The organism is uncultured Eudoraea sp., from assembly GCF_947490415.1.
In the GTDB taxonomy this organism is placed as follows: domain Bacteria; phylum Bacteroidota; class Bacteroidia; order Flavobacteriales; family Flavobacteriaceae; genus Eudoraea.
Genome location: NZ_CANLGX010000004.1, coordinates 427,664 through 445,313, shown reverse-complemented (window position 1 = coordinate 445,313; position 17,650 = coordinate 427,664). Strand labels below are relative to the sequence as shown.

Here is a 17,650-nt window from a genome sequence, read left to right as displayed (position 1 = left end):
GGGCTGAGAGTAAAAAATTGAGTTCCGGAGGTTAATCTCTTAAATTTGTTTTGGAATCTTTAACGAGGAAATTCAATTACAGGGTTAATTTATTTTAGTAGAGTCCGACTTTTGTAATTTTTCTTCTGCCCTGGAGTCCCGTTTATATTTTCTTCTGAGCAATCTATCCTCCTTTACCATTATTCTGTATTCACTGAGTAATTCCCTTTCTTTGAAATATTTTCTTTCAGAGAAATGAAGTTTGTATTTGATTTTATTTTTTTTTCCACTTTTGGCTTCAATATAAACCTTTTTACCTGATTCAATGTATCCGGTTTTATTTGGAATATCCACAAGATCTCTACTTTTAAAATTAGAAAGCGGTATCCCCGTCCAAAGATTTGTAGGCACTTCCTGATAGCCTAAATGCCCGTCCACAAAAAAATCAAGTGCAGTGGATTGTATTTGCATAAGGGGGATTTCAACCGTATTATTTGCAACATAAAGGATATTTTCAATGGACCCGAACCGAATATCTTCAAAACGTTTTTTCTTGAAAATCAAATTCCCAACTTTAATAATAGGATCAAAACCTTTAATTTGCATTTCCTGGAGATCAAACCCTATAGTTCCTTTTAACGAATTGGATATTATGCCTGTACTATCTAATAAATCTCCTTCTATTCTCGTATCAACACTAACTTTTCCATCTATTTTATCCGCTTCCTTTATTGAAGGGATATCAAAATAATCAAAGGAAATCAACAACTTTTCCAGATCGAGATTATCGGTGGTAAATCCAATTGAAAATCCAGTTTCATGTGGATCGGTTATGTCTAAATGTGCATCAAGTGTTACTTTGCCTTTATAAAAATCAAAAGCGGTATTTTCCAGATAAAGCAGATCTTCATTTTCAAAATAAAAACCGGTATTGAAATTGTTTATGATGAGTTTGTTAAATATGAATTCATCTAAATTAATGGAAATTTCTGGCTGGTATTTATTGTAAAAGTCTTTTACCACCGTTTTTAAAGCCAGGTGGCGATTTGAATTTTCCACTTTCTCCTCGGCATCTACATTATTGAAAAGATCCAAAAAGTCACTAAAACGTATCTTTTTTGAAGAAATATTGAGTTTTGAGCTCATTCTTTCGTAATTGGCACTAATTTCTGGTATAATTGAGGTAATATTCTTTAATTCTCCATAGAGTTTTATTTTATCTCCCGACGGCAATTCAATATTCAAAGATTTAAGGACAGCATCATCATTGAGAATATCTATTTCAAGAATACTAAATGGAATACGAACCTTACTTGTATTATGTATCAAAGCACTATTCTCAATCTTAAACATGGCTGAAGCGGAGGATACTAATTCATTGATATTTTCAATATCACCTGAGGCTTTAGCTGTAATTTCTATATCTCCATCTTGAAGTAAAAAAGTGTCATAGTTTAGTATTTCATTTAGTTGGGAAGGATCACCAAAGGCCCTGAAGTCCATATCTATATCTGTTCCAACAGATTCGGATATATCTAGCCTAGCTTTAAATTCTACTTTAATTTTTTTATTAAAATCAAAACCACTTTCCTCCAGAATCAAATTATTTTGGCCATCAAAATCTAAACCGGTAAAAAAATTTTCCACGACTATCAGATCTTTATATTCAAATTTGTCAATGGTTATTCCTAATTTGGGATTAAACTTAGTATAAAGCCCCCTCACGGTTTCCTTGACGCTGTTATTAATGGATGTAACAGAATCTTTCTTTTCTTTTTTTATTCCTTTTTGAAAAACCGATAAAAAATCTTCCCATTGCAGTCTATCCGAATGAAGATTTATATAGGAATTAACCTGATCTGTATTGGTTGAAGAAAGAAACGCACTAAAATTCTCCAGTCTTCCGGAAAAATTTAATTTATCTTTTTCACCTATGCCTATTTCCAGGGAATTCAGGACAACCAAATTGTTGTCAATCTGTACATCAAATAAATTAATAGGGACGGTAAGATTATTTGGTTGGTAAAATATGCTGCTGTTGGTTAACCTGATTGTGCCATTTAATGCATTTAAAAAATCATCCATTTGGAGTACGTCCCCATAGACTTTCCCATTCAATGAAAAGCTACCCCCGTTAAAAAAGAAGGTATCATTATTAAAAATATCATTCAAAATTTCGGGCGTGCCTGATGCATCAATATCGGCATCAATTAAAATTTGCTTAGGTTGTTCAAGGTCCAGATCGGCTTTGAGTTTAACAGTACCATCACTTATGTCAAAAGTCGTATTGTAAAGATGAAGATGATTCACATCACTAAAGGTCAAATCTGTAAAGAAATTAGTCAATTGAAAGGATTCATAACCAAATTCCTTAATATCCACGGCAACTGAAGGATTAAATTTTAAATAAATTTTTCTTGCCATGTCCCGTATTACATATGCAGGTTGTTTTACTTTGTCTTTAGGTCCTTTATTGGAATTCGCAAAAATATTCATAAAATCTTCCCATCTCAATTTTGTTGATTTCAAGCCTAAAGTAGTCGTTGCTTGGATTTCAGCTTCTTTTGTTAGTAGTGAAGAAAAACGGTTAACATGACCGTAAATATTCAATTTATCAGAAGAACTCAAAGGAAGCTCCAAAATCTCCAACACAGCCCGGTCTTCTTTGAGTCGAATATCTAACTGGTTTACGGGAATAAATATCTCATCTTCAATGTCAAAAATTCCGGTATTTCTAACCTCTAATTTGATATCTGACTTATTTAGAAGGTCAACTGCAGAAGTTGCATCTCCTTCTAATTCGGCCATTAAATTAAAGCGGCCTCCCTTAAGCGTAAAAATAGGTTTATTGGTTAGTGAAACTAAATTTTCAGGTATACCGTCTACTTTTAAAGAACCTTTAATGAGGGCTTTATCTTTTGGAGTGCTTATTAACATACCGTTATTTAACTCAAATTTGGTCTCTTTGTATATCCCTGTAACAGAACTGAATTTGAGTTTTGAATCTTTTTTGTCTTCAGTTTTGGCCCGCTCATCGTCATAAATCCTGTTCGTAAAACTTCCAGTAAATGATAAGGATTCCAGATCAAAGCGGTCTATTATGGTTGCCGTATTATCAACGCTATTGAATTCTATATGAACCAAAGGATTGGAGAATGGCGCAAAACTACCATCCAGCGTAGTAGTGGTAGAAAAAGGCTGGTCAATTTTATATTTGCCAAGTTTTTCTTGAATATTGTCAGATACAAGACTTACAGTTGGGGCATATTCTGTTTCTTCGTTTACAATAATAAAATGAAAACTACCGCTGCCTGATGTATCAAAATCTGCCGTTAGCTTAAATATCTGATCATTAATGGATAAATCAAAAGAAGGAATATGAATCTTATCCGAAATTAAGTCTATTTCCGGATTCATGGATCCGATGATTTTGGTGTTTTTGAGATAGCTCCCTTTTTGAAGGTTAAACCCCAATTGTTTAATATTTGCGTCCAGGTCCAGAGAAGAGCTTATCCGATCACTAGCTATAAGGAGGTCTGATGTTATTTCGTTTAACTTAAACCTGTATGCTTTATGACGTGGTATATTTTGAATATCGATGGTGAAATCTTCAATGCTCATTTTCATTTTATAAGGTTTAAAGATATCAGTAACCTTATTTTCTTTTGGGGTGGAGTCCTTTTTTACAGTCAGAGTGACCAGATCTTCTTTAATTACGACGGACTTATAGTTCGCATTTTCTATTTGAAGAGATTTTACCTGGATGTTTTTTTTCAATAAACTATTTATGGATAGTTTTAAATAGACATCCTCTGCTTGAAAACGGGTAATTTTTGATTCAGTTGAATCCAGAAGCACCATATTTTTGACGTGGAATGCAGGATTGGTGAAATTACCCCAATTCTTTAAGGTTACATCGTCAAAACTGACAGTGCCATTATGGTTTTCAGAAACGGTATTTACAATAAAGTTGACAACTTCTTCTTTATGACTTTTTACAAAAAAGTAGATAGCCCCAAGTACAATTCCTAAAATCAGAAGTAAACTGACAATAAATTTTGTTATTTTTTTAGGCATGGGGTGGTTTCCTTTATTTGGAAGAAGACTATAAATACATCAGGTTTAAAATTAGGTATTTTTGAATTGAAGTCTTATTTATTTATACTATAAATTACCCAACCTATCTCAGATATCAACTATAGGATGGTATAAGTTATGAATTAAAAACCCTGATAGTTGTGTCAGCATTTTTAATTCACTTTGTGATCTGGCTTCTCCTTCTCCATCCCGAAGGCATGGTCACGGCAGACAGGTGGGGCTCCAACCAAATAATTATGATATAATTTCAATAATATAAAAGCGAGTACCTATTCCATAAATCTTAGCTATATTAGTAACATTTACATTGTATTAATACTATAAACATTTGTATGAAGACGAAGCTACTGCTCCTCTGCCACTTTTTTTTATTCTCTTTTTTAACTTTTGCTCAATCCGATTCCTCGATATTCGAAAATCTTAAATTCCGTTTTATAGGCCCTGAAGGTAATCGTGCTATTGCCATTGCCGGGGTGCCGGGCGATCCTATGATCAATTATATCGGTGCTGCTTCAGGTGGTTTGTGGAAAACCACGGATGGAGGAATCAATTGGGATCCAATTTTTGATGATCAGGAGGTTTCTTCCATCGGTTCCATAGCTATTGCCCCTTCTAATCCCGAAATTGTTTGGGCAGGTACTGGTGAAACTTTTGTTATTAGGCCGGCACACGCCATGGGCGATGGAATCTATAAATCAGAAGATGCAGGAAAAACCTGGAAAAATATGGGTCTTGAAAAAACAGGGAGAATTGGTCGTGTCATCATACATCCCAATAATCCTGATATTGTATATGCCGCTTCTTTGGGTCATACCTATGGACCCCAACAAGATCGGGGCGTATATAAAACAATGGACGGTGGAAAGACCTGGAAACGAATATTCTTTGTAGACGAAAATACAGGTGCGGCCGAACTGGCCCTCGACCCTAAAAACCCTGACCGACTTCTAGTGGCGATGTGGTCTGTAGATATTAATACCTGGGGACTACGAAGCGGTGGTGCCGGAGGAGGGGTATATCGTTCAACAAATGGTGGCGACTCCTGGGAGGCACTTTCAAAAAATGGACTACCTGGAGGTGAAGATAATCCAGTTGGTAAAACAGCAGTAGCGATTTCCCATTCGGAACCGAATATTATATATGCGTTATTTGAGATTGATAGTCCGGCCCTCTATCGCTCCGAAGATTTTGGGGATACCTGGTCCTTGCAAACCCGTAACCACGATATTGCGGAGCGTGCCCCTTATTATACGCGTATGGCTGTTTCGCCGGGAGACCCAAACGAACTGTATTTTGCAAGCGTAAAGTTCAGTACCTCCAAAGATGGTGGCAAGACCATCAAGGGGGGGTATGAGGCCGGGGGGGATAATCATGATATTTGGTTGGATCCTACCAACCCTGACCGTATGATGGTTGCACATGACGGTTGCGCCAGTATTACCCTTAATCATGGTAAAAGCTTTCAGCGTGTTGTGCTGCCAATTGCTCAGATGTACCACGTTTCGGTAGACGATCAGATTCCTTACAATGTCTATGGAAACCGTCAGGATGGTTATTCATATATGGGGCCAAGCAACAGCCGACAGGGCTATATTCCGTTGGGACTATGGAAAGGGGTAGGGGGTTGTGAGAGCGGTTTTGCCCAACCCGACCCTTTTGACAACGACATTGTATGGTCTGGTTGTTATGATGGAGGCCTACAAAGATATAATGCCAAAACCGGCCATGCTCGCGATGTCCGGGTATGGCCAGAAGCAGGCTACGGGTGGGAACCTGGTAAACTAAAATACCGTTGGCACTGGAACTTTCCATTGGCATTTTCGCCCCATACAAAACACAGAGTCTATGTCGGAAGTCAGTTTGTACATAAAAGTGATGATGGAGGCCAAAGCTGGCAGGTTATTAGTCCGGATTTAACCTTGAATGATAAAACCCATCAACAAAGTTCAGGGGGAATCGCCACGGATAATTTGATGACTTTTGATGGATCGGTTTTATTTAGCATCGTAGAATCAAAAATGGAACCAGGCCTTATCTGGACAGGCAGCAATGATGGCCAGGTACAGCTTACCAGAGATGGTGGCACAAGTTGGACCAACGTTACTCAGAACATTCCAAATCTCCCTAAATGGGGAACTATTGCAAATATAGAGCCTTCCCGTTATGCGAAGGGTACGGTTTACATAACGGTGGATTTACATCAAATGGGTGATTTCGATCCCTATGTCTATAAAACTGAAGATTACGGGAAGAGCTGGAAATTGATTAGTGGTTCCGTACCTGGATCGGTGCACAGCTTTGCACATGTAATCAAAGAAGACCCAAAACGCAAAGGTATGTTGTACCTGGGCGTTGATAATGGCCTTTATATCTCTAATAATGACGGTAAAAGTTGGATGCGTTTAAAAAATAACCTTCCACCGGCACCCGTATATTGGTTGGAGATTCAAGAGCGCTTTGATGACCTGGTGGTAGGCACTTATGGAAGGGGGTATTATATTTTAGATAATATATCACCCCTGCGCGAGTTCAATACCGATGCTCGTAATAAGGAGACCCATCTTTTTAGTCTGCGCCAGGCCTACCGTTTTCAAAACCTGCAGAGTATTAAGACAGATGGACCAAGTACAAACTCAGGAACCAACCCTGCCTATGGGGCGGACATTAATTATTATCTGAAGGATAGTACGGATCAAAAGGTGGAAATACAAATATTAACAGGCAATGATGAAATAATAAGAACGCTGGAAGGTAAAAAGAAGAAGGGAATCAATCGGGTCATGTGGGACCTTCGTTATGAGCCCACTTTTAAACCAAAATTGCAATCCACTCCTCCGGGAAGACCATGGGTGCAACTCAACGGTGAAGGTTGGCGTCCTTTGGTTACCTGGGATCTTGACTTAATGAGAGGACAATACGGACCTAAAGTCGTTCCGGACACTTATAAAGTAAAGCTGATCGTTGGAAAGGAAGAATTTGTTAGGGAAGTGGTGGTGTTGAAAGATCCAACATCTGAAGGAACCATAGAAGAAATCAAAGATCAAGTAGCTTTTTCACTCGAACTTCGCGATGCCATAAACTTAGCGGTTACCATGATCAACGATATTGAAGGAATTCGTTCAGAACTAGCCGAAATTATCCCCAAATTAAAGAAGAAGGGTGATATCCAAAAAGCAATACAACTACGAATAGTATCAGAATCAATAGCAGGCAGCTTGTACGATATACAACTAACAGGAGCCAGGGAAGATGCTTTTAGGGCACCGATGAAACTCTACGGAAGGCTGAGTGCTCTTGCTAGTGATATTACTGGAAATGGGGTCGACTTTAGGCCCACAGATCAGCAGCGAGAGGTCTATGCCATCTTCAATGAACGTTTAAAATCTATAGATAAGAAGTTCAAGGAATTTATGCAGGACGAAGTAAAAAATCTGAATGCCCAACTAAAGAAAAGCGAACTTCAAATTCAATTAGATAAGAAGATAAAATCATAACCGCTTGTCGTTTTATATTTCTCCGAAAATCTCAAGCGAGATTGGATTTCCTTCAAAATAAAAAATCCACCTGTTCGGTGGGTTTTTGCTTTCTCTGTGAACTGTCTGGGGTTGGAGCTTAATGCTCGCATCCCAATGGGATTAGGCCACTTGCTAATTTTCTCTTCTTGTGTTGACGATTTGTGAACTTGATATGATTTGAATTATATCAAAGCAACTTTCGTTAGACACAAAGATAAAAAACTAAAACCTAAATTTTATATATAGTGGAATAATCTTAATTGGTGATTGTAGATTTTCCGGTAATAGAACAAACATGATTTAATGGAATGAATTTAACTTTCGATATTAAAAAGTCTCATAAAGCGTTCCTTTTGTGGGCCTAATGGTCTTGATAAAATGAGTTTCAATTCATTTTATCTTTTGTTGTGTGCAGTGTCTTGTTCCTCAATTCTGTTTTTAAGGTTATTCAATTGTCTTTTTTGCATAATAAAGTGCAATGGTTTAGCTATCACATTTGAAACAATTGATATCCACCATGGTTCAAATCCAATATTGTTCCTTACAATTAATCTGGTCCTATCACGTGCTTCTTTTTTGAGGAAAAATGTCCATGTAGTTCTCCAAAACCGATTTGGCCGTTCATTGTCCTTAACCGGTTCAAATGATGGAAACTCGCTAAATGTGGTTAAAACCAAATACTCATTCTCTTTTATTCCATGTACTCTAAACCCTGTTCCCGGAGGGTCATTGGGTCTTGCCGGCAAAAAGTCTCCAATCTTCACTTCTTGAAATTTTTGTATGATTTCCTGAGCACTCGGTTTGCCACCATTATCAAGTTTATCATAGCTATACCACCCTCCCCTTCGACATCCCATCTGCTTTATCCAAGGAAAGATCTCTTGGGGATTTGATCTGATATTTATAGCAAAGGTGACCCGCCCTTTGAAATCAGGAATGACATCATCCCCCGGTAATGCCATGGATTTTTCTTCTTCTGAAGCAGTTATTTTCATAACTATAAGCAATTACATTGATACAACAATTGTATATAGTTACCATAGCAACGATATACTCTAAATATAAGAAATATGGCTACTGGTAATTATATTCCCATTATATCTATAATCTTAGTTATTTAAACTTTAGCAAGTAATTTAGGTATCATATATTACGGTTCCATAAAACGGCGGTTTATAAGAACAGATTAAGAAAAATTGGTAGTGTCCCATAAAATATTCGATTTTCGATACTCCGAGAAAATTTCTTAAAGCTGTACTCCTTCAGCAAATTCTACAATTACCATCAGGTTTATCCAGTATTAGCATAGCCTTGTCTAAATGGATCGATGGTAAGGTAAGACAACTCTCCAAAATCAATTTCGTTCCTGATCCATATCATAGGATATTTGAGAATGTCTGCATTCATTTGTTATTGAACTGCGAACGATAAGGAAAAAGTTCTAATGAAACTATATCCAAAATTAAAGTAATACAAATCATGAAAGACGTACAAATAGTTTATGATGCGAAACAACATTGCACAGCTTTAAAAAAATCAAAGGGAAAAACTGTTGGCATGGATTGTCCATACACAGGGAAAGGAGAAGAGTTTTCACCTACCAATCTCGTGGAATCAGCCTTAGGGGGTTGTATGCTAATGGCTATGGGAACATATGCTATTCAGCACAACATTGACCTGACTGGGACAAAGATGGATGTACATATTACGGCCACCCACAAACCAATCATGCGTTTCGATGAAGTGGAGGTTATCGTCACAATGCCGGAAGGTATATCAGAAAAGACTGGCAAACGTTTGGAAAGGGCCGCCGAAGGCTGCCCAATCAAGAACAGTCTTGCAGAAGGAATTCCAGTAAGAGTAAAATATTTATATAATTCTTACGCAAAGGCATAGTTTCAATGTTTTGGAAATAATGCCATTTTTCAAAATAAAGAGGTTGATATGAATCTTTCAGGAAAAACCTGTCTAGTTACCGGCGCAAATTCAGGATTAGGATTTGAAATAACAAAGCTATTAGCGACCCATGGTGCCGAAACAGTAATGCTGTGCATAAACGAAGAAGTGGGCGAAAGGGCTATTCTTGAAATAAAAAGAGCAGTTCCCGGCACTGCAATTGAATTAATGATTTGTGATCTGTCCTCAATGGACTCAATCCAAAGCTTCATAAATGCCTTTCTAAAAAGAAAAACCAAGCTTGATATACTATTTAATAATGCTGCGATCATGAAAAAGAAGCGCACCGTAACTGAGGATGGGTTTGAAATGATGTTTCAAGTTAATTACCTTGCCCCGTTTATTCTAATGACATCGTTCCGGGATATCCTAAAGAAAGGTTCATCACCACAAATATTAAACAACGGACGGCCTTCAGACAGATTACGCCTGGATATGGATGACCTGCAATTCATAAAAAAATATAGCATGTACCACTCTTTCTTTAAAACAAAGCTTTGTCTTCTTTTTACCAGTCTCGAGTATTCACGGAGATATGGCAATGATGGTATATCGACATTCATGGCCGACCCTGGGCCTTTTAAATCAAATCTAGTAAAAGAAGTACCACTTGCTGGATGGTTCAAAAACCTATTCTCATCTACTGTGGATAAAGCTGCTGAAAATATTCTTTATGTTCTCACATCTGAAATTGAAAAAAACGGAAAGGTATTCAAGGAAAAAAAAGAATATCCTCTGATAGAATATTGGAAAGATAAAAATGTAGGTGAACAATTGTGGTCAATTACTGAATCGCTGATAAAAGGATAAAATAATTTAATCAATTGGAACTGGTCTAACTATCAAATGTCACAGTCCCATAAAATGCCCGTTTACAAAACTGGTTGGAAGGAATAGAAACGTCCCATAAAACGTTTGTTTTTTGGGATTGTTCAATAAAACATACCCTTGGTATTATAACTTTTACAATGGTGAAATTTTATCTTTAAATTAAAAGATTACTCATTCTAGCATGTCTTTGCGTTTTTGGTCAAATTCTTCTTTGTCGATTTCCCCTTTGGCATATCTTTTCTTCAGTATCTCAAGAGCTGTTTCAAAAGTTCTCTGCTTATAATGATCGTTATAATAATGAGGCCATGACCACATATAACGTTTTTTACCAAATAGGAGCCAGATTATGAATATACTAAACATGATTACCGGGAAAATAAACCATCCATCCCAATGCCATTCGCCCCAATGCATACCGTCCTGATGTAAATTAATTAAATTCATCATTTTCACTTTATTGATTAAACTTTTTAAAATTGTACAATTTCCGTGGGGACTGCAATGACTATCATCAGCTTTGTGGTTTTGAAATTAGCATTATGGATTAACCAGTATATGATATAGCTTTTTGTGATGTTACTTTATTTCTATTAAACACTCGTTTTACGGGACTTCAATAAATAATGAGGTTAACCAACAAATTCCTTAACCAATCTTATCTTAAGTGTTTGCTGATTTTGCTCATATTAAATACTAATTCGTTAAAGATTTATACCTTTTTTATGGAGTGAAACGCCTTCTTTAATAATAGGTAGTTTTCATATTCAAACGGCTATGAAGAGTGATTGATTGAATAGTTTTTAGCCACAAATAGAAAAGCAGCTATTGCCAATAGCTCTTAAAAGGTCGCCAATAAAGCTTCCTGTGAAACTCCATCTACAAAAAGACTGACCACCCTTCTAAATAACATGGCAAAAGCCACTATTGCAGCAGGATACAGCCACTTTGTTCCCTGGATGAAATAGAGCTATAAAATCAAACCGATTGCCAATACAACTCCTCCCATATCGCTCTTTAAAGCGTTGACCTCCATTGTTGTTTCAGTAGTCACCTGAAATTGGGTCAATGCCATTCGGACGGGGGCTTACCTAGACTGCACTCGGTATAAACCTGCTTGCCGGCAGGCAGGCTTCTCGCCCCGATTTTATTTCATAAAAAAATCCTGACGTTGCTGTCAGGATTTCCATCTCACTAATTGACCTGGCTGGGGTTGACTCGTTACACTCGTCTGACCCAGCGCCCCCAAGGTCAAAAAGCAAAACCACGCAAGCTAACGCTTGCCGTTTTATATTTCTCCGGAAATCTCAAGCGAGCTTGGATTTCCTTCAAAATAAAAAACCCACCTGTTCGGTGGGTTTTACTTTCTCTCGTGACCTGGCTGGGGCTCGAACCCAGGACCCTCTCCTTAAAAGGGAGATGCTCTACCAACTGAGCTACCAGGTCATTATGTGATTAATATTCCAATACCATCGATAAAACGGCATTAGCGGCTGCAAATATACTATCATTAATTAATTTTTCAAGTCCATTTAAAGATTAATTTAGGTTTTCTTTGAATTCCTTGATAATTAGTACATTTTTACTAAAATATTTAAAATGAAAGTAGTCCTTATAGGATATATGGGTAGTGGGAAAACCACTGCAGGGAAGTTGCTTGCAAATGAGCTAAATTTTGAATTCGTAGATCTGGATGACTATATTGAAACAAGGTTAAACGAGAAGATAGCTGACTTATTTGCAACTAAGGGGGAACTGTACTTTAGAAAAAAGGAGAGCGAATTGCTAAATGCGTTACTTGATGACAATCGTGATTTGGTTATAGCATTAGGAGGTGGAACACCTTGTTACGGTGTCAATATGGATACAATTCTTCAAAAAACAGACCTGGTTTTTTACCTTAAATTATCCATTGCTTCATTGATACAAAGACTCCATAGGGAGAAAGATCACAGACCACTAATTGCACATTTAAAGGATGAAGATTTACCGGAGTTTATAGGGAAACATATTTTCGAAAGAGGGGTTTTTTATTCTCGTGCCCATTTCACTATAATTGGAGACCATAAGGATGCTGAAGCCGTAAAAGATGAAATACTAACTTTACTCCCCTAAATAAACGGCATCATTTTTTGCCTTAAATTCTACTATGACATGTTCCTGTAAAGATGTGGAAAGAGAAATCCCTTTAAAATCTGCTTTTACAGGATATTTTTTATGGTTTCTGTTTACCAAAACGGCCGTCTTTAATTGTTTTAATGGCGTTTTAAGAAAATGGTGCACCCCATAAATAAGGGTGGTCCCAGAATTTAAAACGTCATCAACAAGAACAACTGATTTATTTTTGTATTCACTTTCCGGAATAGACATTGTAACCCCACTTTTAATAGGATTCTTTTTGTCCATCATCACTTTACACAATACAATTTCAGCTGTAGTTATGTCTTTCAGGACTGCTTGTAATTTTTTGGCAAAATTTAAGCCTCCCCCCACAATTCCTGCGATGATAATTTTTTTCTCAGATACATTGGTCTCATAGATCTGATAGGCAATCCTTCTGATCTTATGTTGAATCTGAACATGGGAAAGTATTTTATTTTGCATAATGGCGTCAAATTATTTTTCAAAGATAAAAAACAGTTCCTTATCTTTTCTGGGTGGGATAGAGTTGATCGCCCGCTCCAGCACATTTATGGTAAAAGTTGGGCTAAACAATTCTTCGTATTCTTTAGGACTACCTCCAAATGGGGGGCCGTTAAGGCTTAGTGGAAAGTCAAATAAAAGTCCTGCAAGCCTGCCACCGGGTTTTAAAAGCTGTAACATTTTCTGTACATAATTTTTGCGTAGTTCCGGATTTAGGGCACAAAAAAAAGTTTGTTCCAGGATCAAGTCGAAATCCTGTATCTCCAGATCGAAAAAATCTCCAGATATTAATTGGCTGGCGGGAATTTCCGGAATTTCTGCCTTTATTTTATCCAAAGGTTGCCGGGCAAGATCAATAACATGAATATTTTTAAAACCTGAATTATAGAGATAAACTACTTCATACCCATTACCGACTCCGGGAACTAATATCTTCAGGTTTTTATTTTCAATTTGATCAATATACTCTTTTAAGGGAGTGGAAACATAACCTATATCCCAACCCAAATTATTGCTAGCATAGCGCTCTTCCCAATAGTCTTTATTCAGATTCATCCAGATAATCGTCTATATCACGTCTTTCTTTTTTGGTAGGTCGTCCTTCGCCTTTTTGTCTGTATTGATTTTTATTTAATTGCATTAACTCTTGGTTTTGAAATACTTCCTTTGGGGTGGTATCTTTTCTATAAATATCCACCAGTTTGGCACTTACCCGGCTGGAAGGCACATCCAGGACACTAAGTTCATAATTAATTTGATTTTTACGAACTATAATTTCATCCAGTTTATAGACTTCTCTTGAAGGTTTAACCGTTTTACCATTTATACGCACATGCCCTTTTTTACAAGCTTCAGTAGCCATATTTCGGGTCTTATAATAGCGGGTACTCCATAAATACTTATCTATACGCATTTACAAACAAAAATCTTTGTTAAGGACTTCAACAAAAATAGGGGAAAATTGTATCTTGCGGGCTTCAAAAGAAGATCTATGAAAGAAAAAGGAGTTATACTCTTTATTGCTGTCTTTGCTATTATAGCCTCCTGTAAAAAAGATGATAGTACGAATGTAGAGGTTATACCGCCAAGACCCCTTGCTGAGGTTGAAGCAGAAAATGATGCGACAATTATAGAATACTTAAAAACGCATTACTATAACTATGAAGAATTTGAGAGCCCACCTGCGGATTTCGATTATAAGATAGTTTTGGATACTATTACTAGTCTAACTGATGATAAAATTCCTCTGATAGATCAGGTATCAACCATGACAATCCCTGTTTCGTCTGAAACTTTTAATTTGGATGAGGATGTAACTGTGAATCATACGCTTTATTATCTTGCTGCGCGAGAAGGAATTGGGGAAAGTCCTACAGTGGGAGATTCAACTTTTGTTGCCTATGAAGGACAGTTACTTTCCGGCAATATTTTTGACAGTAACTCTACCTATACGTGGCAATATCTGCCCTTTTTTCTTAGGGGATATGCTGCCGGAGTTTCAAATTTCAGGGTAGGTGGTGAAATTATTTCCAATCCTGATGGCACTATAGAAATTACTGGAAGTGGTATTGGATTAATGTTTATTCCTTCCGGATTAGCGTATTATAATAACCCTCCATTAGGTAGCGGTATCTTTAATTACGACATACTTGTTTTTCAGGTAAATACTGGTTTATTTATAGAAGCTACGGATTACGATAATGATGGAATTCCTTCTATAATGGAAGATTTAAATAATAATGGAAATCTTTCTGATGATAATACGGATGCAAGTACGGAACTGTCCTCTGGATTCGGGTTTGTTCCAAATCATTTAGATCGTGATGATGATCAGGATAGAATACTTACCAGAGATGAAATTGTGATAGACAGTGAAGGAAATATTTCATTTCCTGATTCTGATGGAGACGGAATTCCCGATTATCTTGATGCTGATAGTTAATAGAAAGAATAATGTCAAATAAAAAAGCCTGCATTTTTGCAGGCTTTTTTTATTATGTTGATTAATGGGTCAGAATAAAAATGATAAACTAAAAATAACCTGATTAGCCCTGGTATCTACCCTGCTTTCAGGTAAAGAGGTAATGTTTGTATTTATAAAAGTGGCTATATTTTCACCGAAACCCGTTTCATAACGTATTTCCAATCCTATTCTGCCCAGATTAAGTCCTGCTCCAATATTCAGACCAACAGTAAAATCGTTTTCTATACTATCTATAGTGATATCGCTGAACTTTGAATTAAAAATGTATTGAAAAGACGGTCCGGCAAAAATATTCAGTGGACCAATTATTCTCCAACCGCCTAATATGGGAATATCCAATTTGTCAATTACAAGGTCCCCATCGTTATAACCGGATTTTGTGTGTGTATAGACCACTTCTGGTCGCAGATAATATTTATCTCCCAATTTTCCATAAAACCCAATGTGATAACCTACATTTGCATCCGGATTTTGAATCGCTTCGTTGACATCCTCCAGGTAATCCCCGTTGGAACTGTAATTTAGTCCGGCCTTAATGCCGATACCGGATTTTTTTTGAGCAAAAGTTGATAAACAGCCTATACAGAATAGGATAATTACAAGTGTGTTTTTCATAATGTTCTCGTTTTATTGGCTTTGTGGTATCTAAAACGGAACCACAAGTTTTTACGCCTTTCTTTTTAATACCCCCAAAACGGCCTTTTCTATGGCTTTATTATCCAAACCATATTTTTCCATTAATTGATCGGGTGTTCCACTTTCACCAAAGATGTCCTGAGTGGCAATAAACTCCTGAGGTACAGGATAACTGCTAGTTAAAGTTCTGGCTACACTTTCTCCAAGTCCACCCAGATAATTATGTTCTTCAGCAGTTACTATGGCCCCCGTCTTTTTTACTGATTTAATTATGGTTTCCTCATCTAATGGCTTAATGGTATGTATATTAATTACCTCAGCTGAAATGCCTTTACTTTCCAGGTTTTCAGCTGCAATTAATGATTGCCAGACTAAATGCCCTGTGGCCACTATAGTAACATCCGTGCCTTCATTTAAAAGGATTGCTTTTCCTATCTCAAAATTCTGATCTACCGGAGTAAAATTAGCTACGGCGGGCCTTCCAAATCTCAAATATACCGGTCCCTCATGTTCTGCAATGGCAATCGTGGCGGCTTTTGTCTGATTGAAATCACAGGTATTAATGACCGTCATACCGGGTAACATTTTCATTAACCCAATATCTTCCAGAATCTGGTGTGTTGCTCCATCTTCGCCAAGTGTTATACCAGCATGAGAAGCACATATTTTTACGTTCTTACCGGAATAAGCTATGGACTGTCTGATCTGATCATAAACCCTGCCGGTAGAAAAGTTGGCAAAAGTACCGGTAAAAGGAATATATCCCCCAATGGTAAGTCCTGCTGCAATGCCCATCATATTTGCTTCAGCGATTCCAACCTGAAAAAAGCGTTCCGGATTTTCATCTATGAATTCCTGAATTTTGAGAGAACCTACCAAATCAGCACAAAGAGCTACTACTTTTGGATTTGTACGACCGAGCACGGTCATACCGGCTCCGTAACCACTTCTTGTGTCCTTCTTTCCTTGATCTATATACTTTTTCATTAATTCGATTTTTCGTATTGAGGATTAATAGTCCCCGAGTGTTTCCGGATTCTGGTTTAATGCAATTTCTAATTGTGCATCATTGGGTGCTTTACCATGCCATGCATGTGTATACATCATAAAATCTACTCCATGACCCATTACAGTATCCATGATTACACAAACCGGTTTGCCTTTACCCGTTCTTTGCTTCGCTGCTTTGAGCCCTTTGATAATGTCCTCCAGATTATTCCCATTTTTAATTTCCAGGGTATCCCATCCAAATGCTTCAAACTTTTTCTTTAAGTCGCCCATAGGTAATACATCAGAGGTGGCACCATCAATTTGCTGACCATTATGATCAATGGTGGCTATTAAGTTATCAACCTTATTTCCTGCAGCATACATTATCGCTTCCCAATTCTGTCCCTCTTGTAATTCGCCATCGCCATGCAGACTGTATATCAGATGTTGATCTTTATTTAATTTTTTCGCCAATGCTGCACCAATCGCAACAGACATACCCTGCCCTAAGGAACCGGAAGCTATTCGCACCCCGGGCAGCCCTTCATGTGTTGCAGGATGACCTTGCAGGCGGGAATTCAATAATCTAAATGTTTGTAATTCTTCAACTGGGAAGTAGCCACGTCTGGCAAGTACACTATAAAAAAGCGGAGAAATATGGCCGTTAGATAAAAAGAAAATATCTTCATCACGTCCATTCATATCAAAACCTTCTTTTAAGTCCATAATTTCATAATACAAGGCTACCATAAATTCTGTACACCCCAGAGAGCCTCCCGGGTGACCAGAATTCACTTTGTGCACCATGCGTACAATGTCTCGACGAACTTGTGAAACAAGATCCTGTAATTCCTTTAATTCTGACATTTTATCTCTGTTTTATCAGCGTCAAATGTAATGGCAAACTTTTGCCTGCACAAGAGTAGTTATAATAATTTATTAACGTTAGAACCCTTTGAAGAACTTTATTTTTTTGTTAAGTATTTTATGCACGTCAGTTGAGTATATTTGCCATTGAAAT

General features: G+C 37.2%; 14 protein-coding genes and 1 tRNA gene. 5 read left to right on the top strand and 10 right to left on the bottom strand.

The genetic code is table 11. The features are described 5' to 3' along the window. Positions 1-84: 84 nt before the first annotated feature. Entirely contained in the window at positions 85-4,056 is a 3,972-nt protein-coding gene (locus tag Q0874_RS13160; RefSeq protein ID WP_299163814.1) for an AsmA-like C-terminal region-containing protein, read from the bottom strand. A gap of 353 nt (positions 4,057-4,409) precedes the next feature. On the opposite strand from Q0874_RS13160, the gene Q0874_RS13155 reads away from it, so the two are divergent. Then, on the top strand, positions 4,410-7,571 hold the full coding sequence (locus Q0874_RS13155; RefSeq protein ID WP_299163812.1) for a glycosyl hydrolase: 3,162 nt from the start codon (positions 4,410-4,412) through the stop codon (positions 7,569-7,571). 416 nt (positions 7,572-7,987) lie between these two features. On the opposite strand, the gene Q0874_RS13150 is transcribed toward Q0874_RS13155, so the two are convergent. Then, entirely contained in the window at positions 7,988-8,587 is a 600-nt protein-coding gene (locus tag Q0874_RS13150) for a hypothetical protein (protein ID WP_299163810.1), read from the bottom strand. Between the two features lie 562 nt (positions 8,588-9,149). Here Q0874_RS13150 and Q0874_RS13145 point away from each other — a divergent pair. Both Q0874_RS13145 and Q0874_RS13140 read left to right on the top strand, forming a co-directional pair. Further along, entirely contained in the window at positions 9,150-9,488 is a 339-nt protein-coding gene (locus Q0874_RS13145; RefSeq protein WP_299163809.1) for an OsmC family protein, read from the top strand. Positions 9,489-9,536: 48 nt separating this feature from the next. Continuing rightward, positions 9,537-10,358: an SDR family NAD(P)-dependent oxidoreductase gene (locus tag Q0874_RS13140; RefSeq protein ID WP_299163808.1), complete on the top strand. Its 822-nt coding sequence runs from the start codon at positions 9,537-9,539 to the stop codon at positions 10,356-10,358. Positions 10,359-10,550: 192 nt separating this feature from the next. Here Q0874_RS13140 and Q0874_RS13135 read toward each other — a convergent pair whose 3' ends face one another. Both Q0874_RS13135 and Q0874_RS13130 read right to left on the bottom strand, forming a co-directional pair. Next, on the bottom strand, positions 10,551-10,826 hold the full coding sequence (locus Q0874_RS13135) for an SHOCT domain-containing protein (RefSeq protein WP_299163807.1): 276 nt from the start codon (positions 10,824-10,826) through the stop codon (positions 10,551-10,553). 923 nt (positions 10,827-11,749) lie between these two features. Next, positions 11,750-11,822, bottom strand: a tRNA-Lys gene (locus Q0874_RS13130). A gap of 153 nt (positions 11,823-11,975) precedes the next feature. Here Q0874_RS13130 and Q0874_RS13125 point away from each other — a divergent pair. Next, a complete protein-coding gene (locus tag Q0874_RS13125; protein WP_299163806.1) occupies positions 11,976-12,491 on the top strand; it encodes a shikimate kinase in 516 nt (171 codons plus the stop codon). On the opposite strand, the gene Q0874_RS13120 is transcribed toward Q0874_RS13125, so the two are convergent. The 3 genes from Q0874_RS13120 to Q0874_RS13110 are packed head-to-tail and all read right to left on the bottom strand — an operon-like array spanning position 12,480 to position 13,932. Then, positions 12,480-12,980: a phosphoribosyltransferase family protein gene (locus tag Q0874_RS13120; RefSeq protein ID WP_299163805.1), complete on the bottom strand. Its 501-nt coding sequence runs from the start codon at positions 12,978-12,980 to the stop codon at positions 12,480-12,482. The two genes, Q0874_RS13125 and Q0874_RS13120, sit on opposite strands and share 12 nt — an antisense overlap. A 12-nt stretch (positions 12,981-12,992) precedes the next feature. After that, entirely contained in the window at positions 12,993-13,574 is a 582-nt protein-coding gene (locus Q0874_RS13115) for a methyltransferase domain-containing protein (protein ID WP_299163804.1), read from the bottom strand. Then, on the bottom strand, positions 13,561-13,932 hold the full coding sequence (locus Q0874_RS13110) for a S4 domain-containing protein (protein ID WP_299163803.1): 372 nt from the start codon (positions 13,930-13,932) through the stop codon (positions 13,561-13,563). Before Q0874_RS13110 ends, Q0874_RS13115 begins: the two co-directional genes overlap by 14 nt. Positions 13,933-14,010: 78 nt before the next feature. On the opposite strand from Q0874_RS13110, the gene Q0874_RS13105 reads away from it, so the two are divergent. Continuing rightward, positions 14,011-14,961, top strand: coding sequence for a hypothetical protein (locus Q0874_RS13105; protein ID WP_299163802.1), 951 nt, complete (start codon positions 14,011-14,013; stop codon positions 14,959-14,961). 69 nt (positions 14,962-15,030) lie between these two features. On the opposite strand, the gene Q0874_RS13100 is transcribed toward Q0874_RS13105, so the two are convergent. From Q0874_RS13100 to Q0874_RS13090, 3 genes are read right to left on the bottom strand one after another with little or no spacing between them, the layout of a single operon-like run. Further along, complete coding sequence (locus Q0874_RS13100) at positions 15,031-15,618, bottom strand: outer membrane beta-barrel protein (RefSeq protein ID WP_299163801.1); 588 nt, start codon at positions 15,616-15,618, stop codon at positions 15,031-15,033. A 51-nt stretch (positions 15,619-15,669) separates the two neighbouring features. Beyond that, positions 15,670-16,626 carry a transketolase C-terminal domain-containing protein gene (locus tag Q0874_RS13095; RefSeq protein WP_299163800.1) on the bottom strand — a complete coding sequence of 319 codons (957 nt, stop codon included), beginning with the start codon at positions 16,624-16,626 and terminating at the stop codon, positions 15,670-15,672. A gap of 24 nt (positions 16,627-16,650) precedes the next feature. Further along, entirely contained in the window at positions 16,651-17,496 is an 846-nt protein-coding gene (locus Q0874_RS13090; protein WP_299163799.1) for a transketolase, read from the bottom strand. Between the last annotated feature and the right edge of the window lie 154 nt (positions 17,497-17,650).